This is a genomic window from Staphylococcus sp. aM, assembly GCF_052975125.1.
Map to the genome: position 1 here is coordinate 1,574,352 of NZ_CP121447.1, position 25,416 is coordinate 1,599,767.

Genomic DNA, 25,416 nt, shown 5'->3' on the forward strand with positions numbered 1-25,416 from the left:
CCCTATTTATAAGAAATATCTTTGAATATCGTTCCATGTTACTAAAATCATAATGATAACTACAAAGATTGCACCGACTGCAATAATACCTGTTTCTGCCTTTTTATTAATAGGCTTTCTAAATATTGCTTCGTAAATTACAAATAAAATTCTTCCGCCATCTAATGCTGGAATTGGTAATAAATTCATAATACCTAAGTTAACACTTAATAAGGCCGTATATGTGATCAAGTTAATAATTCCTGATTTAACTACAGAATCCACATTATGATAAATACCTACTGGCCCATTCAACATGTCTAATGAAAAACCACCTGTAAAGATACTCGCAATCATGCCAACGACTGCTGTAAATATTAATGTACCTGCTTTAAAGAACTGTTCAACACCAGCGACAAGCGGCTTAAATACCGTATGTTCTGCTTTCGGTTTAAATCCAATTTGATAAACTGTCTCAGTTTTATTCTTTGTTTGTTTGATTTCAGTTTTCTTAGGTTCGATATCGATTGATTTCATCTTACCGTCTCGCTCAACTTTAACAGTTGTTTTTGCCGATTTATTTTTATCTAAAATATTTGAAATATCATTATAGTCTTTGACTTTGTGGTTACCAATTTGTTCAATTTTATCGCCTGCTTTCAAGCCTGCTTTTTCAGCAGGGTAACCTTTAGCTAAATCACCTACAGTTGTTGTAGGTGTACCATGATAATATGCTAATCCGATAAACAATACGATGGCTAGAATAAAGTTAAATAACGGTCCTGCAAATAATGTTAAAAATTTGGGTAACGGTTTCTTATGTGTGAATTGACGTTCTTTCGGTGCTATTTGAATTAAGCTACCATTTTCAACAAAATATGCTTTCTCAGCAATATTAAAATGGTGACGCTCTTCATCATATGATGTAATACCCTCAATATATAAATCGTCTTTAAAATCACATTTTTTAACTTCAATAGCTTCAATTTGTTGGAATTTATGTTGATCATCTAAAATGATATGTGTGATTTGATCTTTATCATTTAATTTAATTTTAACGTTCATACCTGGTTCGACAGGTGGCTCTTCAAGACCATCCCCTGCCATACGAACATATCCGCCTACTGGCAAAATACGAATTGTATATAACGTTTCATCTTTTCTAAAACTAAAGATTTTCGGTCCCATACCAATGGCAAATTCTGGACACATAATGCCCGCTCTCTTAGCAAAAAACATATGTCCATATTCATGTACAGTTACAAGAACACCAAAAACGATGATGAACGCTAATATTGTTATTAATGAGCTCACTCGCTACACCTCTATTTTAAGTAATATTTCTAATTTCTTTCGATTAATTATAAATAAGATAATATAAGACATTATATTACGATTGACTTAATTAGCATATTAATTTGGCTAATAAAGTTCGTTATATTTTTATACCTGTAAAAAATTATGTATAAGTTATGAAAAGGAGTTAAGAAATGCTTTGAGCATCTCAATAACTCCCCCATTATAACATTTTATTTATAAAAAAATGCTTTATGATATTAAATTTGAATTAAAAGAATATTTAACAATGGTAACACAAACATGAAACTATCAAATCTATCTAATATACCACCATGTCCTGGTAAAATTCTTCCAGAATCTTTCACACCAAAATGACGTTTAAATCCGGACTCTACCAAATCACCTAATTGTCCAAACATACTTAAGATAATGGTTACAATTAACAATAACCACACATTTAAATTAAAATCTACAAAAAATTGCATAACTAGTGGTACAAGTAAACTACAGAAAATACCACCAATAAATCCTTCAATCGTTTTGTTTGGACTTATAACCGGCCATAATTTATGTTTCCCCATTAAACGACCAAAAATGTATGCACCAGTATCAGTTAACCAAACTATTAAGAATGCATATAAAATGTAGTGTAATCCTTCTGAACGTGTTTCATAAAAGTACATAAAACCAATTCCTACATATGCAACGCTCATTAAACAAAATGCTGCATCCATAAAACTAAATCTATTTTTCGATAAAACAGTATAACTGAGTACTATAAAACTCATTGCGACTAAACTTTTCAACTGTATGACTTGTACCCAATTTCCGGCATCTTGAGGAAGCATAATAATAATTAAACCGATTGCACTTATTATCCCGGGAATTGAAATAAATTTAATCATATTCATATTTAAAAGTTCTTTTAATGCAATTAATGCTAATAAATAAGCAAAAAGCATTAGTACTAATCCACCCTTTAAAAGGATAGGCAAGAAAATTAATAAAGCAATAATCGCTGTCAATGTTCTTACTTTCATACTTTACTCCTCACTCAATCCTCCAAAACGTCTTTGGCGTGATTGGTAAATTTTTAAACAATTTTTCAATTCGTCACCATCAAAGTCTGGCCATAATTTTTCATTAAATATGAATTCACTATATGAAACTTGCCAAATTAAAAAGTTGCTTATTCGTTGCTCACCAGAAGTTCTAATTAATAATTCTGGATCAGGATAATTCTTAGTCATCAAGTGTTGATTAATTAAATCTTCGTTAATATCATCACTACTCAATCCTTTATGTTGGAGTTCATCTACAATCGTTTTAAAACTTTGAACGATTTCAGCACGGCCGCCATAATTGATGGCAAAAATCAATCTTAATCCTGTATTATTTTTCGTTTTTTCTTTGGCATGATCAATAGCTTCGATTGTTGATGTCGGTAACCCTTTTTGAAAACCAATTGTTTCAACTTTAACATTCTTCTCTATCAATTCTGGTAGAAATGTTTTTAAAAAGTTAACTGGTAAATTCATAATATAGTTTACTTCACTTTCAGGTCTAGACCAATTTTCAGTGGAGAAAGCGTATAAGGTAAGATATTTAATACCGATATCACTGGCTTCTCGTGTGACCTTCTTGATTGTTTGCATACCTTCATAATGTCCTTTGATACGAGGCATTTTACGTTGTTTAGCCCAACGGCCATTACCATCCATGATAATTGCAACATGTTCAGGTATATTATGTAAATCTAAATTATTAAATTGATTACTTTCACTCTTATTATTATTTCTAAGCTTTTTAAACATGGTCTTTCCTCCGAGCCTGATCATCTCTGTATTATTGTATAGGTTGTTTAAACAATCATCTACCATTTTATCATACTCATTTATAGCATTGAATAAGCAAATAAAAAAACTGTACCAAAGTCTTACTTGGTACAGTCTAGACTAGAATGAATATTGAATCATTTTGTCTTACATTAACACTATATAAGTGCAATCTACAATTAGTTAATACTATTTTCAATTTGTCAGAAGATTATACTGACATAATGTCTTTTTCTTTGTCATCAACTAATTGATCAATCTCTTTAATTGAATTATCCGTTGCTTTTTGAACGTCATCTGTTTGACTTCTTAAATCATCTTCAGTAATGTCGCCATTCTTTTCATCTTTTTTAAGTTGATCGTTAACGTCACGACGAATGTTTCTAATTGAAACTTTAGCATCTTCTCCAATTTTTTTAACGTCTTTAACTAATTCTTTACGACGTTCTTCTGTTAATGCAGGTACAGAAATACGAATCACTTCTCCATCACTAGTAGGGTTAACACCAAGGTTAGCCGCATTAATAGCTTTCTCTATATCAGCCACTGAAGATTTATCGTAAGGAGAAATAACAAGTAATCTTGCTTCTGGAACATTAATACTTGCTAATTGTTGTACTGGTGTTGGCGCACCATAATAATCAACATTTACACCATTTAATAAATTAGAATTCGCTCTACCTGCACTGATATTAGCTAATTCTTTAGATAAATTATCGATAGATTTTTGCATTCTTGCTCTAGTATCTTTAATAATGTCACTCATTTTTTACACCTCATATTATTTTGTAATTAATGTACCAATTTTTTCGCCCATTACAGCTCGTTTAATATTACCCTCTTCCATAATAGAGAACACATTTAATGGGATATTGTTATCCATACAGAATGAAGAAGCTGTAGAGTCCATGACTTGTAAGCCTTCTTGAAGCATTTGAATGTGTGTTAAATGTTCATATTTAACTGCATCTTTATCTACTTTAGGATCTGCAGAGTAAACACCATCAACATTATTTTTACCCATTAATATAACGTCTGCTTCTACTTCAGCCGCTCTTAATGCCGCTGTTGTATCAGTAGAGAAGTAAGGGTTACCAATACCTGCTGCAAAGATCACAACACGTTTTTTCTCTAAATGACGAATGGCACGACGACGAATGTAAGGTTCAGCAACTTGTTTCATTTCAATAGAAGTTAATACACGTGTATCACATTCTAATTGTTCTAGACTATCTTGTAATGCAAGTGCATTCATAACAGTAGCTAACATTCCCATATAGTCAGCAGTTCCGCGATCCATTCCTAAATCGCTTCCTGTTTTACCTCTCCAAATGTTACCGCCACCAACAATAACAGCAATTTCGCAATCCATTTTTGCTACTTCTGCTACTTGTTTAGCAACACTTTTAATAATCATAGGATTAATGCCAAATCCTTTATCACCTGCAAGTGCTTCACCACTAAGTTTCAAGACTACACGTTTATATTTAGAAGTTTGAGCCATTTTCTTATCCTCTCTATAGTAGAAATATGTAAAAGTATATAAGTAAAGAAGACACGGGTGTCTTCTCTATATTAAAAACAAATGCTTTTAATCTGAGAAAACCTTTCAGGTGTCTTCTTTCTTGTTAACAATATGACTTATTATTTCATTTGTCCTTTAACTTCATCAGCAAAGTTTTCTTCGCGTTTTTCCATTCCTTCGCCTACTTCATATCTTACGAAGTCAACAAGTTTACCACCTTTAGATTTTAAGAAAGCTTCAACTGTTTCATCTGGGTTTTTAACGAAGTTTTGGTCAACAGCACAAATTTCTTGTAAATATTTACGTAAACGACCTTCAACCATTTTTTCAACAATGTTTTCTGGTTTACCTTCATTTAATGCTTGTTGTTTAAGTACTTCTCTTTCATGATTAATTTCATCTTCACTTACTTGATCAGATGAAACATATTTAGGATTGATAGCAGCAATGTGCATAGCTACATCTTTAGCAGCTGCTTCATCATTAGTACCTTCAATTACAGTTAACACACCGATACGTCCACCCATGTGTAAGTATGCACCAAATGCATCGTTGTCAGATTTAGTTCTTACTGCAAAACGACGGATGCTTAATTTTTCACCGATTGTTGAGATAGCTTCTTTCATTTTTTCGTCAACAGTTTTACCGTCTTCGAATTTAGTTTCCATTAATGCTTCAACTGATTCTGCTTTAGTAGCAAGTACTTGGTTAGCAATTTCTTTTACTAAGTTTTGGAAACCTTCGTTACGAGCAACGAAGTCTGTTTCTGAGTTGATTTCAACGATAGCTGCTTCGTTACCATTGATTTCAACATGTACAAGACCTTCTGCTGCGATACGATCAGCTTTTTTAGCTGCTTTAGCAATACCTTTTTCACGTAAGTAATCGATAGCTTTGTCCATATCACCATCAGTTTCAGTTAGCGCTTTTTTACAATCCATCATGCCAGCGCCAGTTTTTTCACGTAATTCTTTAACAAGTTTAGCTGAAATTGCCATTAATTATTCCTCCAGTATATATAATTCTGTTACAGATATATTTAAATTTTACCATTATTCCTAGTAAAATTTCCAATACTCTATACTTTTAATTTATTTTTTAAAAAAAGGTGATAAGCATTAGTATCTTATCACCCATTTAAACTATAACTTAGTTTGATTCAACAGAAGTGTTTTCTTCAGTTGTTTCTGCTTTGTCAGATTCTTCTTTTTCATCTAAATTGATGTTTTGTTCTGCAGCTACTTCTTCGTTTGATACACCTTGTTGACCTTCTAAAACAGCGTCTGCCATTTTACCAGTTAATAATTTAACGGCACGGATAGCATCGTCGTTTGCTGGGATTACATAATCAATTTCGTCTGGGTCACAGTTAGTGTCAACAATACCCACGATTGGAATATTTAATTTACGTGCTTCAGCAATTGCGTTGCGCTCTTTACGAGGGTCAACTACGAATAATGCTTGAGGCATAGTTTTCATATCACGAATACCGCCTAAGAATTTAATTAAACGGTCGTATTCTTTTTTAAGTTCAACAACTTCTTTTTTAGGTAATACTTCGAATAAGCCGTCTTCTTCCATTTTTTCAATTTCAGAAATACGTTTGATTCGTTTTGAGATTGTTTTGTAGTTAGTTAAGATTCCACCTAACCATCTTTGGTTAACGTAGAATTGACCAGCACGTTCTGCTTCAGCTTTAACTGAATCTTGTGCTTGTTTTTTAGTACCTACGAATAAGACTTTACCGCCATCTTCAGATACTTGTTTGATGAAGTTGTATGCTTCTTCAACTTTTTTCACTGTTTTTTGTAAGTCAATGATATAAATACCATTTCTCTCAGTGAAGATATATTTTTTCATTTTTGGGTTCCAACGACGTGTTTGGTGGCCGAAGTGAACACCAGCTTCTAACAATTGTTTCATTGATATAACTGCCATTATAAATTCCTCCTATTGGTTAATTACCTCCATAACAAACTCATATAAAGACAATAATTAAATATTGCACCCTCTATATTTGCATTTATTATGTGCGTATTGGCTTTATAGCCGAAAATAAATATATCATAATTCGACGTTGATTGCAATGCCTTTTGAATAATAAATGATTGATTAAAACAAACCCTATCTAGTGTTATTTATTATTTATTTTTGATTGCTAAAGTGTTACCAAATATCATTTTCAATTTCTCACAAAAATTAAGGTTTAGGTACCTCAATAGTCGTCCCTAAACCTCAATAGTTTTATTTATTACGTTCTAATTCATCTAAGAATTTTTCTTTTTTAACTTTGATAAATGTACCTTTCATACCTAAAGAACGTGACTCGATGACACCAGCGCTTTCTAATTTACGAAGTGCATTTACAATTACTGAACGTGTAATACCGACTCTATCAGCAACTTTAGAAGCGATTAATAATCCTTCATTACCACCTAATTCATCAAAGATATGTTCGATAGCTTCTTTTTCTGAATAAGATAATGAATTGATTGCCATTGTTATTGATGCTTTATCTCGTGCTTCTTTTTCAACTTCATTGTGCTTTTCACGTAAAATCTCCATACCAATGACTGTTGCAGCATATTCACCTAAAACTAAATCATTTTCATTGAAATCATCTTGAACTCTTCCTAAAACTAACGTACCTAATCTTTCTCCTCCACCTAAAATAGGGAATATTGTTGTTCTACTATTAACAAACACTTCTCTATTTTCTGGTGGGAATACCGTTAAAACATTATCAATATCAATATTAGATTGCGTTTCTTTAACATCCATTAATTGATCTGTATATTCTGCTGGGATATGTCTGTCTTCAAGCATATGAATAATACGATCGCTTTTAAGTAATTCGTTTAAGCTCGACCCTAAAATTTTACCTCTTCTCGACACAATAAATACATTAGTTACTGTAACGCTACTAATCGTTTGTGCAACGTCCTTAAAATCTACTGCGATGCCTTTATGTTTCTGTAATAACGTGTTTAACTCTCTTGTTTTAGATAATAAGCTCATAATTTTTCTCCTTCTTTTTATTTTTATAGAATAAATGCACTTAAATCTTTATTCGTTGAGATTGATTTTAATTTATCATCAACATATTGTGGTGTGATATCAACAACCGCATGTGGCATATTTGGTGCTTCGAAAGATAAATCCTCTAACATTTTTTCTAAAATTGTGTGTAATCGACGAGCACCAATATTATCAGTATCTTGATTGACTTGATATGCAATTTCAGCTAATCGTGTAATGGCTTCATCTGAGAAGTTAACTGTTACTTCCTCTGTTTGTAGTAAAGCTTCATATTGTTTAACTAGTGATAATTTAGGTTCTTTAAGAATTCTAACGAAATCTTCTACTGATAAACTATCAAGTTCGACTCTAATTGGAAATCGTCCTTGAAGCTCTGGAATTAAATCACTAGGTTTAGACACGTGGAATGCACCAGCGCCAATAAATAGCATATGTTCAGTATTTACAGTACCATATTTAGTTTGAATCATGCTACCTTCAAGAATTGGCAAGATATCACGTTGAACACCTTGTTTTGAAACATCTTGACCACTATTTTGATTATTTGTTGCCACTTTATCGATTTCGTCGATAAAGATAATTCCCATTTGTTCAGCTAACTCTAATGCTTCTTGATTAGCTGTTTCTTGATCGATCAATTCATCTGCAAAGTCATCAGCAAGTATTTTACGTGCCGTCTTAACAGGAACTTCACGTTCAACTTTCTTTTTCGGCATAAGTTGATTCATCATATCTTGCATTTGTTGGTTTTGATTAGTACCTAACATTCCTAAAGCACCAGGATCTTGTTCAACTTTGATACGCACTTTTTCTTCTTCAAGTTTTCCTTCTTCAAGTTGCTTTTTGATTTCTGAACGTTTAGTTTTAATTTCCTCTGTTGGTGGTTCTTCCTCTTCTTCATTATTTTGATTGAAGTTTGGAATTGCTCCACCAAATAAAGACTCTAAGGGATTATTGCCTTGAGATGCTTTTTTCTTCATACTAGGAACAAGTAACTTCACTAATTTATCGTTAGCTTTTTGTGTTGCTTCATCTTTGACCATTTCTTTCTTTTCGTCTTTAACTAATCGCACTGACACATCAACTAAATCTCTGACCATACTCTCAACGTCACGACCTACATAACCAACTTCTGTAAATTTAGTTGCTTCAACTTTAATAAATGGTGCACCTACAATTTTGGCCATTCTACGTGCGATTTCTGTTTTACCTACACCTGTTGGTCCAATCATTAAAATATTTTTGGGTGCAATTTCTTGTTTTGATTCTTCATCTAATAAGCTTCTTCTGTATCTATTACGTAAGGCAATCGCTACTTTTCTTTTCGCATCATCTTGCCCTACAATATATTCGTTTAATTTAGATACAATATCTTTCGGTGTTAATTTTATACCATTTGTATCCATATATGGATGACCTCCAATTTTCTTACTTTCTGAAATCAATGTTATTTATATTTACTACAAATCAATTTGCTCGATTGATTATTGATACTTATAATGTTTCAACTATAATATTATCATTTGTGAAAACACAAATGTCAGATGCCACCTTCAAACTCTCGTAAGCCATTTCTTCTGCTGACATTTGTCCTGCGTGTCGTTTAAGTGCTCGACCTGCACTTAATGCATAATTTCCACCTGAACCTATAGCTATTAAATCATCATCAGGAGCTATTACTTCTCCTGTACCGCTGACAACTAAGATTGCATCTTTGTCCATAACAATTAACATTGCTTCTAACTGACGAAGCTGTTTGTCGCCTCGCCACTCTTGTGCAAGTTCAACGGCTGCTCTTTCAAGATTTCCACTAAATTGTTGAAGTTTTGTTTCGAACTTTTCAAAAAGTGTAAACGCATCGGCAACGCTACCTGCAAACCCTGCTAGTACCTTCCCATCGTATAAACGTCTTACTTTTCTTGCTGTTTGTTTCATAATCACTTGTTGTCCTAATGTGACTTGTCCGTCACCGGCCATCGCTGCGCCACCATTATGTCTTACAGCATATATCGTAGTTGCATGTAATGAGTTATCCATCATTCATTCTCCTTTTTTGCTCGAGGATGTGCATTAAGATAAACTTTCCTTAATTGTTGATTAGATACGTGTGTATATTTTCCTGTGGTTGATAAATTAACATGACCAAGTAATGATTGCACTGTTCTCAAATCCGCACCTTGATTTAACAAATGCGTTGCAAAGGTATGTCGTAATTTATGAGGGTGAATGTTCGTTACACCTGACGTACGTTTCACCACATCATTAAGTACGTATCTAACTCCTCTTTCTGTTATTGGTTGACCTTGCATATTTACGATTAAATAGTCATGATCAACATGTTTTAAAGGTTTAAATTCCTTTAAATATCGTTCTATACTTTGCTTACAAAATTCGCCGAAAGGAATAAATCTTTCTTTATTACCTTTACCCAATACTTTAACACCAGGTAACTTCATATCTAAATCTTGTGTTTTGATGTGCACCAACTCAGAAACACGTATACCTGTTGCATATAATAGTTCAAGTATTACTTTATCTCGCATACCTTTTTTACTATCAGTCTCTACTGTTTTAAATAAAGCTTCCATTTCTTCTTCATAAAAAAATTGTGGTAGATACTGTTCTTTCTTAGGGTGTACAAGTTGAACAAATGGATTAACAACTGACTCATCTTGTGTCATCCAATATTCATAAAAAGTACGTAACGTAGAAATTTTACGTGAAACTGTAGTTCTTTTCAAATTTTTCAAATATAAAAAACTTAAATAATTTCTTGCGTCTTTATATTCAAAGTCATTTAAATCTAAAGATTCCTGATATAAAAAATCATTAAATTGCACAATATCATCACGATATGATTTAAGCGTGTGATCAGAAAAATTTCGTTCTACTTTTAACATATAGAGAAACGCTTTTTGAATATCATTCAATAAATTTCGCCTCCATCATATTGAATTGTAGCATATCCGTGGTAGGGCTTACAGTGATTTGATATTCAATTCAAAATCTTTCGAGAATTGTAACATATCCCTTTATCAATCATAACCAACAAAAAACTAGATAGCATAAGCCACCTAGTTCATGTTCTTAAAAATTATAAAGTCTTTTTATAATTTTCAAGATATTCTAATGCACGATTTGCTTGTGTTTCATATCTTTCTTTTTTATCTTTAATTCTCTTTTCTAATGATGGTAATAAACCAAAGTTGGCATTCATTGGTTGGAAGTTCTTTTCATTTTTAGCATGTGAAATATAATAAGCCATACTACCAATCATTGTTTCTCTAGGGAAAATAACCTCACCTTTATCTAGTAATTTATGTGCTAAGTTAATCCCTGAAACTAATCCGCTTGCTGCACTTTCAACGTAACCTTCCACACCAGTCATTTGTCCTGCAAAGTAAATATTTTCATGACCAATTAATTCATACTTTTCGTTTAAGACATCTGGTGAATTAATAAATGTGTTTCTATGCATTACACCATAACGTACAATATCTACATTTTCTAATCCTGGGATTAATTTAATAACTTCCTTTTGCGCACCCCATTTTAAATGTGTTTGGAAACCAACAATATTATATAACGTGCCCGCTGCATCATCTTGTCTTAATTGAACAACCGCAAATGGACGTTTACCTGTTTTAGGATCTTCTAATCCAACTGGTTTCATTGGCCCAAAAAGCAATGTTTTTCTACCGCGTTCTGCCATGACTTCAAACGGCATACAGCCTTCAAAATATTTTTCTTTTTCAAATTCATTAACTGGTGCGACTTCCGCTTCTAATACAGCATTATAAAAACGATCAAACTCTTCTTCGGTCATCGGACAGTTTAAATATGCTGCTTCTCCTTTATCATATCTAGATTTTAAATAAACTTTATCCATATCTATTGAATCTTTTTCGATGATAGGTGCTGCAGCATCATAGAAGTACAATTGATCTTTGCCTGTAATATCTACGATTTCTTGTGCTAAATTTTCTGTAGTAAGTGGTCCAGTAGCAATGATTGTATATCCTTCTGGAATACTGTGAACTTCCTGATTTAAAACTGTCACATTGGGATGATTTCTAAGTGTGTCAGTGATATAACCAGCAAAGTCATGTCTATCAACTGCAAGAGCGCCTCCTGCTGGTACTCTAGCTTTATCTGCAGCCTGTATAATTAAAGAATCTAAGCGTCTCATCTCTTCTTTCAATACACCTACAGCATTTGTAAGTGCATTACCTCTTAATGAGTTTGAACATACTAACTCTGCAAATTTATCTGTATGATGCGCAGGTGTTTGTTTAACTGGGCGCATTTCTATTAAATTAACTTTAATTCCTCTTTCTGCTAATTGATATGCAGCTTCGGAACCAGCTAAACCAGCACCAACTACATTGACTGTTTGTGTCATGCTTATGCCTCCTGTAGACTTCTTTTGGTTATATTTTAACGATTTATGGTCTTTATTTAAACTATAAAAATAGCTCGCACAACTTGATTGTGTAGCTATTTTTATATAAGTCATATCTATTTTTGTACTTCTTCTTTGTAATCACAATTTGAACAAGTGACTTGGCTGCTTCGACCTTTTTTCTTATCAACGAGATAATGATTACATTTTGGACAATCTCTACCTACCGGTTTATCCCATGAAATGAAATCACATTCTGGGTAATTTGAACAACCATAAAAAATTCTATTTTTCTTAGATTTACGTTCAACTACTTCTCCATCTTTACATGTAGGACACTTAACACCGATAGTCTTCACGATTGCTTTTGTATTTCGACAATCTGGGAAGTTGGAACATGCCATAAATTTTCCGTATCTTCCCATTTTGATAACCATTGGAGAGCCACAAACTTCACAGTCTTCTCCAGCAGGTTCATCTTTTATCTCGATTTTTTCCATTTCTTCTTCAGCACGTTCAACATCTTGTTTGAAACTATTGTAGAAGTCACCAACAACTTTTCGCCAATTCATATCACCTTCTGCAATTTTATCAAGTAATGTCTCCATATTAACTGTGAATTCAACATCGATAATTTCTGGGAAGTATTCTTTCACTTGTTCATAAACAATTTCACCCAATTCAGTTGGCATAAAACGTTTACTTTCAAGTTTAACGTAGTTACGTTTTTGAATTGTATCTATCGTTGGTGCATACGTCGAAGGTCGTCCAATTTTTAATTCTTCTAACGTTTTAACTAATCGTGCTTCCGTATATCTCGGTGGTGGCTGTGTAAAATGTTGTGCTGGTTCAATTTGTGTAGCTGTGACTTTATCACCTTGCTCTAATTTAGGTAATTTATTTTCTTTATCACTGTCTTTGTCATCTTTAGTTTCAACATATAATGTCATGAAACCTTTAAATTTTATTGTCTGACCATTAGCTCTGAATTTAATATCATTTTGAGTGACATCTAAAGCAATAGTATCTAAAATAGCTGGAGCCATTTGACTTGCCACAAAACGTTCCCATATCAATTTATATAATCGATGTTGATCACGTGTTAAGAACGATTTCATTTCTTCTGGTGTTCTTAATGTGCTTGTAGGTCTAATAGCTTCATGGGCATCTTGATCCCCTTGTTTACCAGATGCTTTTCTTTTAGATACGTATTCATTGCCATACTTATCAATGATATAATTTTTAGCTTCTGATTTAGCTTGATCTGAGATACGTGTTGAATCAGTACGCATATAGGTAATTAAACCAACTGTTCCTTGTCGCTTCAAATCAATACCTTCATAAAGTTTTTGCGCAATCATCATTGTTTTACGCGCTTTAAAATTCAATTTACGTGCTGCTTCTTGTTGAAGCGTAGATGTTGTAAATGGATTAGCTGGATTACGTGTTTTTTCTTTTTTATTAACGTTTGTTATTTCAAACTCGTCTCCATCTAGCGCTGCAGTAATCTTTTCAACATCTTCTTTTTTATTTAATTTATATGGTTTATTTTTATAATGAAGGAATTTGGCAGTAAATTTAGACTTTTTATATCTAAACTCACCTTCAATTGTCCAATATTCTTCTGGTTTAAAGTTTCTTATTTCATTTTCTCTATCAATAACAAGTTTCAATGCTACAGATTGTACACGTCCTGCTGATAAACCTTTTTTAACTTTCTTCCATAATACAGGAGAAATATTATAACCTACTAATCTATCAAGTATACGACGTGCTTGTTGCGCATCTACTAGATCCATTTCAATACCTCTAGGGTGTTTGAAACTATCTTTGACTGCATCTTTTGTTATTTCATTAAATACAACTCTGTTTTCTTTTGAATCTTCTAATTCTAATATTTTTGACAAATGCCAAGCAATCGCTTCACCTTCGCGGTCCGGGTCACTAGCTAGAAAAACTTTTTTAGCTTTTTTCGCATGCTTTTTCAATTCTTTTACAACAGGACCTTTACCACGTATTGTTATATATTTGGGTTCATAGTTATCTTCAGTGTCCACGCCCATTTGACTTCTAGGTAAATCACGAACGTGTCCCATTGAAGCAATAACTTTATATCTTTTTCCTAAATACTTTTCAATGGTTTTAGCTTTTGCAGGCGACTCAACTATGACTAAATTATCTGCCAAAGTGATTTCCCCCTTGCTAATCTAATTACTAAAGATAAATGATAAACGTTTAATTTTGTTTTTGTCAATGTTTTAATATTTTATCAAGCATTTTGTTTTAACTTTTATTTAATTTTCCATTCATTTCTTTAATGATTTTAATCCATTTTCTTAAAGTCTAATTGTCTCACACTAACTATTTTATCAATTTAAATAGTCTTGTAAAATGTCTTCAGCACTAACGACCATAGAAGCTCCTTCTTGATGCAATAATAGATTTCCTTTTGTTTTTGAATCAAATAATTTACCCGGTAAAACATACACATTTCTATTTTGTTCTAATGCACAATCAACTGTGATTCTGCTACCACTTCTTTCATTTGATTCAGTTAATAATACACCTTTTGATAATCCACTAATAATCCTATTTCTTTCTGGAAACTTATACTTAGCAATTGGCGAAAATGGTGGGTACTCCGAAATAACTAACCCCTTTTCTTCAATATTTTTTCTTAATGAAACTAAGTTTCTAGGATAATAATAATGGTGACCAAACCCTAATACTGCAATGGTTGATAAATCGATTTTCAAGGCTTGTATGTGTGCTTCACTATCGGCACCTTCTGCTAACCCAGAAATAATCGTAATATTTTTTTCTTTAAATGAAGGAAAAAGATATTGTAGTGCTTCTTGCGTATAATTTGAACATTTCCTAGCACCAACAATTGCCAAAGTTTGATTACTTAAAAATAATTTCTTATCTCCCTTATAAAATAGAACAAATGGATAATCATAGATTTCTTTTAATAAATAAGGATAATCTTCGTCGAAAAAAGTGATATATTTTACATGTAATTGTCGAAGAATTTTCATAATTTCTACTATATTTATTTGTTTATATTTATGAAATTTTGATAAAAGCGTAGGATGATGTTGAGTAATCCAATATAATAATGAAATTTCTTGTTCATTAGAAGTCATTTGGAAAATATGAGGGTTGTACCGATAAAATTGATGGATTTGTGAGGTTGTAAAATGTGACCAGTATAATTTAGGTAAAAAGTTTTCGTTCAAATTCATTACTCCTTTAGCTCAATTATACAAAGAAATAACTCATTAAAACATTACAGTTAACAAACATCTTAATACGATTTGTAATGAACTTTTAAGAAGTAAAATCATCATTTCTTTATACACCTGAAATGAAATATGGCCGTAAAATGAATAGTAAGAATATAAATTTAATATGCGCACAAAAAAAGCTTAGACACTCATATAAAGTGTCTAAGCTCATTACATACATTATTCGTACGATTATTTTACAGTTAATAATTCGTCATAAATACCAGCTTTTTTAGCTGCTTCGATTAATGTTGTACCAATTTCAGAAGGTGTGTCAGCAGTTTCTACACCACAACTATTTAAAGTTTTAATTTTTTCAGATGCAGTACCTTTACCACCAGAGATAATCGCACCAGCATGGCCCATACGTTTTCCTGGAGGTGCTGTTTGACCACCAATGAATCCTACTACTGGTTTAGTCATATTAGCTTTAATCCATTCAGCTGCTTCTTCTTCAGCTGTACCACCGATTTCACCAATCATAACAACAGCTTTTGTTTCTGGATCTTCATTGAATGCTTTTAATACATCGATGAAGTTAGTACCGTTAACTGGGTCGCCACCGATACCTACAGCAGTTGTTTGGCCAATACCTTCTTCAGTTAATTGGTGAACTGCTTCATAAGTTAATGTACCTGAACGAGATACAACACCTACGTGACCTTTTTTGTGGATGTAACCTGGCATAATACCAATTTTACATTCATCTGCTGTGATAACACCTGGGCAGTTTGGTCCTACTAAACGTGTTTTTCTGCCTTGTAAATAACGTTTAACTTTAACCATATCTACAACAGGAATATGTTCAGTAATACAAATAACCATGTCTAATTCAGCATCAGCAGCTTCTAAAATAGAGTCTGCAGCAAATGGTGCAGGCACGTAAACTACTGATACATTAGCACCAGTTTCTTGTTTTGCTTCTTCTACAGTATTGAATACTGGAACACCTTCTACTACTTGTCCACCTTTACCAGGTGTTACCCCTGCGACAATTTGTGTTCCATAATCTAACATTTGTTTTGTATGGAAAAGGGCAGTAGACCCTGTAATACCTTGTACCATTACTTTAGTATTTTTATCTATAAATACACTCATCTTAGTGTTCCCATCCTTTCCTTATGATTCTTTCACAAGTTTAACAATTTTTTGAGCGCCTTCAGCCATAGTAGCTGCTGGTTCAATCGCTAAACCTGAATCATTTAAGATTTCTTTACCGCGTTCTACGTTAGTACCTTCTAAACGTACTACAAGTGGTAAAGTTAACTCTACTTCTTTAACTGCTGCAACAATACCTTCAGCAATGACGTCACATTTCATGATTCCACCAAAGATATTTACAAAGATACCTTTAACATGTTCATCACCTAAGATGATTTTGAATGCTTCAGTAACTTTTTCTTTAGTAGCACCGCCACCAACGTCTAAGAAGTTAGCCGGATTTCCACCAAAATGATTGATTGTATCCATTGTAGCCATGGCTAAACCTGCGCCATTAACCATACAACCAATATCTCCATCTAAAGCAATATATGATAAATCATATTTAGATGCTTCGATTTCTTTTGGATCTTCTTCTTCTAAGTCTCTTAATTCCATAATGTCTTTATGTCTGAATAAAGCGTTATCATCGAAATTAAGTTTAGCATCCAATGCTAAAACATCACCGTCACCAGTAGTTACTAGTGGGTTAATTTCAACGATTGAACAATCTTTTTCAATGAATACATTGTAAAGTGAAATTAAGAATTTCGCTGCTTTATTAATTGATTCTTTTGGAATATTAATATTGAAAGCAATTCTACGTGCTTGGTAAGGTGATAAACCTACAACCGGATCAATTGTTTCTTTAAAGATTTTTTCAGGTGTTTTAGCAGCTACTTCTTCAATTTCAGTACCGCCTTCTTCTGAAGCCATTAAAGTCACTTTATCAGTAGCACGATCAATTACAAAACCTACATAATATTCTTTTTGAATATCGCAACCTTGTTCGATATATAAGCGTTTCACTTCTTTACCTTCAGGTCCTGTTTGATGTGTAACTAATTGTTTACCTAATAATTCATTAGCGTAAGTTTCAACTTCAGATAGTGATTTTGCAATTTTAACACCGCCTGCTTTACCTCTACCCCCAGCGTGTATTTGTGCTTTAACCACATATACATCTGAATCTAATTCTTTCGCTTTTTCCACCGCTTCTTCAGCAGTAAATGCTACTCGTCCTTCTGGAACGGCTACGCCCATTGAACGAAATATTTCTTTACCTTGATACTCGTGGATATTCATCTTCCATCCTCCTGTTTCTTAGGTTAAGTTCCCTTTTAATTATAAAAAATGAAAGCGTTATTGTAAACTGATACACCATCTTTTTTGCAATTAATTTAAAATTCAAACTATTGTAAGATTGATTTTATCGGTTCAAAAGTTTTACGATGTTCTGATATGACACCATTTTGAGCAATACCTTCAAGATGAGCTTTAGTACCATAACCAACATTATTTTCAAAATCATAACCGGGATATTGTTTCGCTATATCCTTCATATAGTTATCTCGGTACTCTTTAGCCATAATACTTGCAGCTGCAATAGATACACTTTTAGCATCACCTTTAATAATCGACGTTTGATTAATCTCATTATCTAAAGTCATCGCATCAATTAATAAATGCGTTGGTTGAACCTTTAATTGATCAATGGCACGTTGCATAGCCAATCGTGTTGCTTGATAGATATTCATTTCATCAATTTCTGCTGATGTAGCAATACCATATGCATAATCTGTCACACCATCTATTAATTGTTGATTCAAGACAGCTCTATTTTTAGCAGATACTTTTTTAGAATCGTTAAGACCTAAATATCGATGGCCTGGATTTAAAATCACTGCACATGCCACGACTGGTCCAGCTAGTGGACCTCTTCCGACTTCATCAATACCGCATATAAATGCTTTACTATTTTGAGCTAAAATATCATTTTCATACAAATTCATTTCTTCATAATTTCGAATTAATGTTAATTCTTTTTCTAATTGTTTTTTTCGTGAGGTAATTGCTTTTTGAACACCTTTACGGTCATCGTTATTACATTCGTGTTGTTCAAGGACTTCTAACGAATCAATTTGATCAATAATTGATTTTATTTCTTTAATTGTTTTAGCCATGTTCAATGTCACGCTTCATTTCTTTATATATATCAAAACAATATGTGCCAATTTTAGCGTTACGGATTTCATAAATAATAAGTTCAATAACTGCTTCATAATCCACTTCGTTACCCTTTTGTAAAAGACCCCTACGACGACCAATCGCATCAAACCATTCCAATATTCCAGCTTCTTCATCAACATCAATATTGTAATGCTTTTTTAATCCTTCTAAATCTTTTTCAATCATAAATTGAAGACCATAAATAGCTACTTCGTCTAGATGAACAATGCTATCTTTAATTGCACCGGTTAGGCTTAATTTTTTACCTACCTCTTCATCTTCGAATTTTGGCCATAAAATCCCTGGTGTATCTAACAATTGTAAAGAAGTACCTACTTTAATCCATTGTTGTTGTTTCGTAACACCTGGTTTATTACCAGTTTGTGCAATACTACGATTTGCGAGCTTATTAATGAGCGTTGATTTACCAACATTAGGTATACCAACAATCATTGCACGTATCGCTCTTGGTCTTAACCCTTTTGCTTTTTCACGATCAAATTTTTCTTTAGTAGCTTGTATAGCTGCTTTCTCAACATCTTTTAAATTTTTACCATGCTTCGCATCTACAGCAACTGGATAATACCCTTTCTCTTCGAAATATTGTTCCCATTTTTCTAGTTCTTTTAAGTTTGTCATATCTTTTTTATTTAAAATAACCACTCTAGGTTTTTGTTTAATTACTTCATCAATCATTGGATTTCTTGAGCTATACGGAATACGAGCATCGACAAGTTCAAACACTACGTCAACTTTTTTTAATTGCTCACTTACTTCCCTTTTGGCTTTAGCCATATGTCCTGGATACCATTGAATTGCCATCGTTATCACCTTTCGTTACTATCAATTTTTCTAAAATACATATTGTTCAAATTATACGCTAACATCTTCATCTAGACTAGGTTTAGTTTAACACGATAAGCTTGTTAGACCATTTTACTTCATATTTTATATTTTAAGATTTTGTAAAATATCTTAAACAAAAGCATAAATACTTTTCATCATTCTTGCTATCACATACAATTTGATAATAAGCATGACTTTAAACTAACATATAAACCAGTTTGATTTTGGTAGTGTAAAACATGCTTATGTTATATATATGCAATTAGGAGTAAGACATGAAAAAATCACTTAAATACATATTCATATTCGTACTTTTATCACTTGTTGGTCATAGCTACGTTATATATAAATTTTATCATGATGGCATACTTTTTACCGGACCTAATGATGGTATGGAACAAATGGTTCCTATCCAAATGTTTCTATTCAATCAATGGAGTCACGGTAACTGGTTTTATTCATCAGATTTTGGATTAGGTGGCGACTTCTTCACCGATTTAAGCTATTACTTTTCTACAAATATACTTTTTATTATCAACGCATTAGTCATTATGTTGTTAAAGTTAGTTATTCATTTAGACACATCTCAACTATTATTTTGGATGAATAACGCACTTATCGTTTCAATTATCAAAGCAAGTATTGCACTTTATTGTACATATTTATTTGCAAAGCACCTGACAAAACATCATCTTATTAGTCTACTCATGGCCTTTTTATTTGTGATCTCACCCTTATATTTTAGATTCACCGTATATTGGCCATTTTTCAGTGATGTTTTTATTTTCATGCCTTTGTTACTTTTATCTATTGAACGATTTTTAAAAATGAAAAAATTAGGCTTATTTATTGTAACCATGTCGCTCATATTGATTAACAATTTTTATTTTGCCTATTACTTACTCATTATTGGCGCAGGTTATATCATTCTTAGAATCATCTTTAGACACCCTAACGATCTAGCCAGTCGTAAACAAGCGTTATTCATCTTTGGTATCAGTGGATTTTTATCGTTAGGTAATAGCCTGTTTATTTTTTACCATAGTGTTCAAAGTTATTTAAATAATCGTAGAGCGCCATTCTCTGGTAAAGTACCTAACTTCGAACATCTAGATGCAAATACAAATTTATTTTTTGATAATTACTTAATCGTCATTTTATTTATAACTATCCAAGCTATTTTAAGTTTCAAATTATATAAACATTTTTATTATCGACTTTTTGCCATTTTAACAATTATATTTATATGTTTTAATTTCATTCCATTTATAGACCAATTATTTAATGGATTTTCTGCACCTCAAAAAAGATGGCATTTTATCATTGCATTTAACTCAGCAATTCTCATAGGCCTTTATGTAAAATATTTTAAAACTTTATCGATTAAATCCTATCTCATAACTAATCTATTGGCTCAAAGTACTATATTTATTAGTGCAATTGCATATCATACATATGTTGCATGGATTATCTTGGTACCTATCGTATCTATCATTGGTTTATGTATTTTAATTCTAAACGATAGAACGAGTCGTACTAAATTGACTTATCTATTTATCATTGCCATTTCATTACTTAATGTGATGGTGTCGTTTGTTTTTATAAAGAATCAGATATACTTTGAAGATCATAAAGATAGAGCAAATACGTTCTACCTTAATTCCAATATGTATAGTTCCGAATTACAACGTGCATTAGTTAAGCAAATGAATCATTCTAAACGTAATGATGAGCGAATTGATTGGCGTGTCAATGAGCAAGACAACACACCTATGTACCAACATTTCAAAGGTTTAAGTTTGTATTCAAGTATCTTCCATCACAATATCCTCGATGATTATTATGATGATTTAAAGATTAACTTGGCTGAAGAATCACTGAGTCGTTATCAATCAACGAACGGTAGACAAAACATTGCCAGTCTATTTTCTATTAGATATGTCATGTTGAAAGATTATCAACATAATATTCCTAGTTACTTTAAAAAGGTGAAATCTGCAGGTCAATATTCAATTTACGAAAATACACTTAACCTACCTTCAGTTAAAGTTACAAATCATATTTATGATAAGGGATCTTTAAAGACACCTATTGATAGAGAGCATGCAATGTTAGATGGAGTCGTATTAGATAATAAAGGGGCAAATTATAATCAAAGGGCAAAAAATTTGTTAAATCAAGTTGATATATCGAGTCAAAACATTGTTAAATTAAATAAGCATCGTATTAAAGTAACTCAATCTTCAGGCAAAGTTAAGCTTCATTTACCTAAGAAATTACAAAAACGATACACTGATTTTTATTTAACGATGAAAATTAAAAGAGGTTTACCTGATAGTAATTATACGGTGAATATTAATCAATATAGTAACAATCGTCTGTACAATGATTCTGTTTATAGAATTGGCGTCGATACACAACTTTACCGAACACAACCTGATAAGAATGGTGATATTACGATTCAACTATCACCAAAAGGCACTTTCGATTTACAATTATTGAACCTAAATGGTGAAAATTATGATACGCTCAAAAAAGCACATCAATCCGCAAACTTTAATATGACATATCATGATATTAAAAATGGCGTTAAAGTTAATTTAGATAAACATTCCAAAGGCATGGCAACCATTAACATTCCTTATCGAAGCGGTATGAAAGCCTTTGTTGATGGAGAACAAGAAAAAGTTTATAAAGCCAATGGCATGATGACAGCAGTACCAGTAGATAAAAATGCAAAAACAATAGTCATAAAATATCAACCACCATTTTGGAATACAATGATATTCATTTCGATTTCAAGCATTTTTATAAGTTGGTTATTCGTTAAATACATTTATCCTAAAAAGAGAAAGAAGAGGACACATAGTGTTTAAAAAAATTGTTTCTAAGCCATTCTTATTATTAGCTTCAATTATTATTTTAAGTTGCATCTTATCATTATTCATATACATTCCATTCATTTACCGTTTCATCACTCAAGGCGTTGTCTTTAGTGGTGAGGGTGATGGCTTTAGGCAAATGATGCCTTTTCAAATGTATCTATATGAGCACTTCACACAATTCAAAGGATTTTATGATGAATCTTTTGGATTAGGTGGAGATTATGTTAAGGGGCTAGCATATTATTATTCCATGTCACCTTTAATGTGGTTAAACTTTTTAACGATATGGATATTAGAAAAAATTGGATTAGCACACCCTCACGATATTAGTTATTGGCCAGCTAATCAGCTCATAATGGCCTATGTTAGAACGGTTATTACATTTGTCTGTACGTTTTATTTCTTTAAATATATAAAGTTAAAACCAATAGCAGTTATAATGGCAACGATAATGTATGGTATGTCGACAGTAGTTCTCTACTATAACTTTACATGGTCATTTTACGGTAATTTATTAATCTTATTACCGCTTTCATTATTGGCTATGGAACGCTTCTTCAGAAAGAAGAAAATCGGGTTATTTATCTTTGTCATAGCTTTAACTTTATTTATGAACTTCTATTTTAGCTATTATCAAGCGATTGTGTTGGGCTTTTATTTTATGTATAGAGTCATTGTCATTCACCCTAAAGATATCGTAAATAGATGGCAAAAATGCTATCTACTCATCATAGGGGTTTTATTAAGCGTAATGAGTAGTATTTTAGGCTTATATACTGGATTGTCGTCATTTTTTAATAATGACCGAGCGCAAAATCCTAAACTTGAAACACCACTCTTTACAGATCTTGTTAATACTAATTTTAATATTTTTTCAGATGGCTTTTATATAACCATTACCTTTATTACTATTATTGCTTTATTTTCATTCAAATTATATCGTCATTATTATTTTAAATTATTTGCGATTGTAACTTGGATATTACTTATTGGTTCTCTATCTCAATATTTTGATAGTGCTTTTAATGGTTTTTCAATGCCGCAAAGACGTTGGGTATACGCTTTAACTCTATCTTCAAGTGCTTTAGTCGCATTATTCATTCAACATATCAGTGAGTTATCTCTTAAAAGATATAATCTCATTGCTATCCCTATTACAATTTATGGAATTGTTTATTTTGTATTAGCTGAAAAAACAATATATTGGATTCCAGTGTCTATCGTGTTGATATGTTTATTAGCTATATTGATTAAGAAACCACAACTTCAATCAAAAAAATGGATTCAAATCGCACTCGTATTAATGATTTTCATACAACAACTTGGAATTGAACATATCACAATCAAAAATACCATTGAACCGTATCAAACTACAATGAAAACAATTGACGATCCTAGCTACCGAGGTAAAGTATTAAATAAAACCATTCAAAATATCAAAAATTCTCAATCAAATCCACTATCACGAATTGATTATATGTCATTTTATGGTTTGAATTCACCATTTATTTACCACTATAATGGCATCTCACTCTATTCAAGTATATTTGATGGAGGCATATTGAAATATTACGATAAAATGATGCAAATCAATATGCCAGTGGATAAAAACAGTACCTACCGCTATTTAGGCAATCGAGCCAATTTAATGGCTATTTGGGGTGTGGAAGATCGCCTTAGACACCCTAAAGATTTAAATATGCCTTATGGTTTTGAAAAGAAAAAGCTAATCAAAGATAAAGGTGATCAATGGATTCATTCTCATAATACGATTAATTATCCAGCAGCACATGTCACAAATAAAATTTATGATTCAAGTGATTTAAAATCACCTTTAGATCGTGAACAAGCTATGATTCAAGGTATTGTATTGAATGATAAAAGTTCAAAACCGAATACATCGTTTAAACGAAATCCTAATCTTTTATCTCATGCTGACATTAAATTAAATCATGCTAAACAAATCAAAAATCATCAAATAGAAGTTACTAAAAATAATGGTGGTATGCAGCTTCAACTACCAAAATCTTTTACTCAACGTTATAAAGATTTATATATAGAAATGGATGTTGAGTTATTAGCACCTGACAAGAATCATCGTGTTAGTGTTAATGAATATAGTCAAGATAGGTATCCTCTTACTTATAAATATCGTAGATTTGTTAGTCCTGTCACTATGAGGGTAAAATCATCAAATCTATTAAATATCAAGCTATCGCCAGGTAAATATCGTCTTAAAGTTAACGGTATTTATGGAGAAAACTATCAAACTTTACGCAAATCAGAGAAGCACTTGAAAAAAGTGGATATCCATAAACAAAGAAATGGATATATGATTAAAAAAGATAAAAAAGAAGATGGCTATTTAGTCATGCCTATTCCTTATGCCAAAGGGATGAAGGCAAGTATTGATGGTCACGCAGTGGAAGTTAAAAAAGCAAATGGTATTATGACAGCTATACCTGTTAAAAAAGGCCAAGAACTGATTCGATTAACATACACTCCACCACACTTTTATTTATTAATTGTTATCTCAATTGCAGGTATTATCATTAGTATGATATTTGCTAGAAGTATTAAAAAGAATCATTAAATTATTGATAAATAGTTGGTCGAAGGGCACAATAATGAGTCCTTCGACCATCTTTTTTATATAAAAATAAATAAAAAAAGCATTAAACTGTGTCTGAAATGACAACAGTTTAATGCTTTATGATTGAATCTGATATGATTCAATTTTATTGATCGAATTGGCTGATTAACGAATTTCTTGAATTCTAGCAGCTTTACCACGTAAATTACGTAAGTAGTATAATTTAGCACGACGTACTTTACCGCGACGTTTAACTTCAATTTTTTCGATTTTTGGAGTGTGTAATGGGAATGTACGTTCCACACCTACACCTGAAGAAATTTTACGAACTGTGAAAGTTTCTGAAATTCCTCCACCACGGCGTTTAATTACAACACCTTCGAATATTTGGATACGTTCACGTGAACCTTCAATGATACGAACGTGTACACGTAAAGTGTCACCTGGACGGAATGAAGGTAAATCTGTACGTAATTGTGATTTAGTTACTGCTTCGATTAACTTATGATTACTCAT

General features: G+C 32.2%; 21 protein-coding genes. 2 read left to right on the forward strand and 19 right to left on the reverse strand.

The features are described 5' to 3' along the window. Window positions 1-6: 6 nt before the first annotated feature. The 18 genes from rseP to ylqF form a co-directional block, all read right to left on the reverse strand. Window positions 7-1,293 (reverse strand): RIP metalloprotease RseP, encoded by a 1,287-nt coding sequence (rseP, locus tag P7F85_RS07650; RefSeq protein WP_002466035.1) that lies wholly within the window; start codon window positions 1,291-1,293, stop codon window positions 7-9. A 242-nt stretch (window positions 1,294-1,535) separates the two neighbouring features. Further along, window positions 1,536-2,318, reverse strand: coding sequence for a phosphatidate cytidylyltransferase (locus P7F85_RS07655; protein WP_023375186.1), 783 nt, complete (start codon window positions 2,316-2,318; stop codon window positions 1,536-1,538). A 3-nt stretch (window positions 2,319-2,321) separates the two neighbouring features. Next, window positions 2,322-3,092, reverse strand: a complete 771-nt coding sequence (locus P7F85_RS07660) for an isoprenyl transferase (RefSeq protein ID WP_002466060.1) — start codon at window positions 3,090-3,092, stop codon at window positions 2,322-2,324. Window positions 3,093-3,324: 232 nt separating this feature from the next. After that, window positions 3,325-3,879 carry a ribosome recycling factor gene (frr, locus tag P7F85_RS07665; protein ID WP_002450553.1) on the reverse strand — a complete coding sequence of 185 codons (555 nt, stop codon included), beginning with the start codon at window positions 3,877-3,879 and terminating at the stop codon, window positions 3,325-3,327. A 15-nt stretch (window positions 3,880-3,894) separates the two neighbouring features. Then, a complete protein-coding gene (gene pyrH / locus P7F85_RS07670; RefSeq protein ID WP_002450554.1) occupies window positions 3,895-4,617 on the reverse strand; it encodes a UMP kinase in 723 nt (240 codons plus the stop codon). 140 nt (window positions 4,618-4,757) lie between these two features. After that, window positions 4,758-5,636, reverse strand: coding sequence for a translation elongation factor Ts (tsf, locus tag P7F85_RS07675; protein ID WP_002466038.1), 879 nt, complete (start codon window positions 5,634-5,636; stop codon window positions 4,758-4,760). Between the two features lie 151 nt (window positions 5,637-5,787). Then, a complete protein-coding gene (gene rpsB / locus P7F85_RS07680; RefSeq protein ID WP_002466032.1) occupies window positions 5,788-6,576 on the reverse strand; it encodes a 30S ribosomal protein S2 in 789 nt (262 codons plus the stop codon). Window positions 6,577-6,882: 306 nt separating this feature from the next. Next, window positions 6,883-7,656 (reverse strand): GTP-sensing pleiotropic transcriptional regulator CodY, encoded by a 774-nt coding sequence (gene codY / locus P7F85_RS07685; protein WP_002450557.1) that lies wholly within the window; start codon window positions 7,654-7,656, stop codon window positions 6,883-6,885. A 23-nt stretch (window positions 7,657-7,679) separates the two neighbouring features. After that, window positions 7,680-9,083, reverse strand: coding sequence for an ATP-dependent protease ATPase subunit HslU (gene hslU, locus P7F85_RS07690; protein WP_002466051.1), 1,404 nt, complete (start codon window positions 9,081-9,083; stop codon window positions 7,680-7,682). An 88-nt stretch (window positions 9,084-9,171) separates the two neighbouring features. Next, on the reverse strand, window positions 9,172-9,717 hold the full coding sequence (gene hslV / locus P7F85_RS07695) for an ATP-dependent protease subunit HslV (RefSeq protein WP_002450559.1): 546 nt from the start codon (window positions 9,715-9,717) through the stop codon (window positions 9,172-9,174). Then, window positions 9,714-10,607, reverse strand: coding sequence for a tyrosine recombinase XerC (xerC, locus tag P7F85_RS07700; protein ID WP_117725866.1), 894 nt, complete (start codon window positions 10,605-10,607; stop codon window positions 9,714-9,716). The genes hslV and xerC overlap by 4 nt, the downstream gene beginning before the upstream one ends. Before the next feature lie 164 nt (window positions 10,608-10,771). After that, complete coding sequence (gene trmFO / locus P7F85_RS07705) at window positions 10,772-12,079, reverse strand: FADH(2)-oxidizing methylenetetrahydrofolate--tRNA-(uracil(54)-C(5))-methyltransferase TrmFO (RefSeq protein ID WP_002466058.1); 1,308 nt, start codon at window positions 12,077-12,079, stop codon at window positions 10,772-10,774. 116 nt (window positions 12,080-12,195) lie between these two features. After that, window positions 12,196-14,271, reverse strand: coding sequence for a type I DNA topoisomerase (gene topA, locus P7F85_RS07710; protein WP_174221802.1), 2,076 nt, complete (start codon window positions 14,269-14,271; stop codon window positions 12,196-12,198). A 177-nt stretch (window positions 14,272-14,448) separates the two neighbouring features. After that, the gene (gene dprA / locus P7F85_RS07715; protein ID WP_373364739.1) at window positions 14,449-15,324 is read right to left on the reverse strand and encodes a DNA-processing protein DprA; all 876 of its coding nucleotides are present in this window, start codon (window positions 15,322-15,324) and stop codon (window positions 14,449-14,451) included. Between the two features lie 234 nt (window positions 15,325-15,558). Next, a complete protein-coding gene (gene sucD, locus P7F85_RS07720) occupies window positions 15,559-16,464 on the reverse strand; it encodes a succinate--CoA ligase subunit alpha (protein ID WP_002466045.1) in 906 nt (301 codons plus the stop codon). 21 nt (window positions 16,465-16,485) lie between these two features. Continuing rightward, on the reverse strand, window positions 16,486-17,652 hold the full coding sequence (sucC, locus tag P7F85_RS07725; RefSeq protein WP_002466034.1) for an ADP-forming succinate--CoA ligase subunit beta: 1,167 nt from the start codon (window positions 17,650-17,652) through the stop codon (window positions 16,486-16,488). 107 nt (window positions 17,653-17,759) lie between these two features. Continuing rightward, window positions 17,760-18,530: a ribonuclease HII gene (locus P7F85_RS07730; RefSeq protein WP_002466053.1), complete on the reverse strand. Its 771-nt coding sequence runs from the start codon at window positions 18,528-18,530 to the stop codon at window positions 17,760-17,762. Further along, a complete protein-coding gene (ylqF, locus tag P7F85_RS07735) occupies window positions 18,523-19,398 on the reverse strand; it encodes a ribosome biogenesis GTPase YlqF (protein ID WP_002466050.1) in 876 nt (291 codons plus the stop codon). The genes P7F85_RS07730 and ylqF overlap by 8 nt, the downstream gene beginning before the upstream one ends. Before the next feature lie 299 nt (window positions 19,399-19,697). Here ylqF and P7F85_RS07740 point away from each other — a divergent pair, with 299 nt between their 5' ends. Together P7F85_RS07740 and P7F85_RS07745 are read left to right on the forward strand one after the other, a co-directional pair. Further along, window positions 19,698-22,298, forward strand: a complete 2,601-nt coding sequence (locus P7F85_RS07740) for a YfhO family protein (protein ID WP_002466048.1) — start codon at window positions 19,698-19,700, stop codon at window positions 22,296-22,298. Continuing rightward, on the forward strand, window positions 22,291-24,900 hold the full coding sequence (locus P7F85_RS07745; RefSeq protein ID WP_046464366.1) for a YfhO family protein: 2,610 nt from the start codon (window positions 22,291-22,293) through the stop codon (window positions 24,898-24,900). The genes P7F85_RS07740 and P7F85_RS07745 overlap by 8 nt, the downstream gene beginning before the upstream one ends. Window positions 24,901-25,065: 165 nt before the next feature. Here the strand turns inward: P7F85_RS07745 and rplS are convergent, their stop codons facing one another. Beyond that, window positions 25,066-25,416, reverse strand: coding sequence for a 50S ribosomal protein L19 (gene rplS, locus P7F85_RS07750; RefSeq protein ID WP_002466049.1), 351 nt, complete (start codon window positions 25,414-25,416; stop codon window positions 25,066-25,068).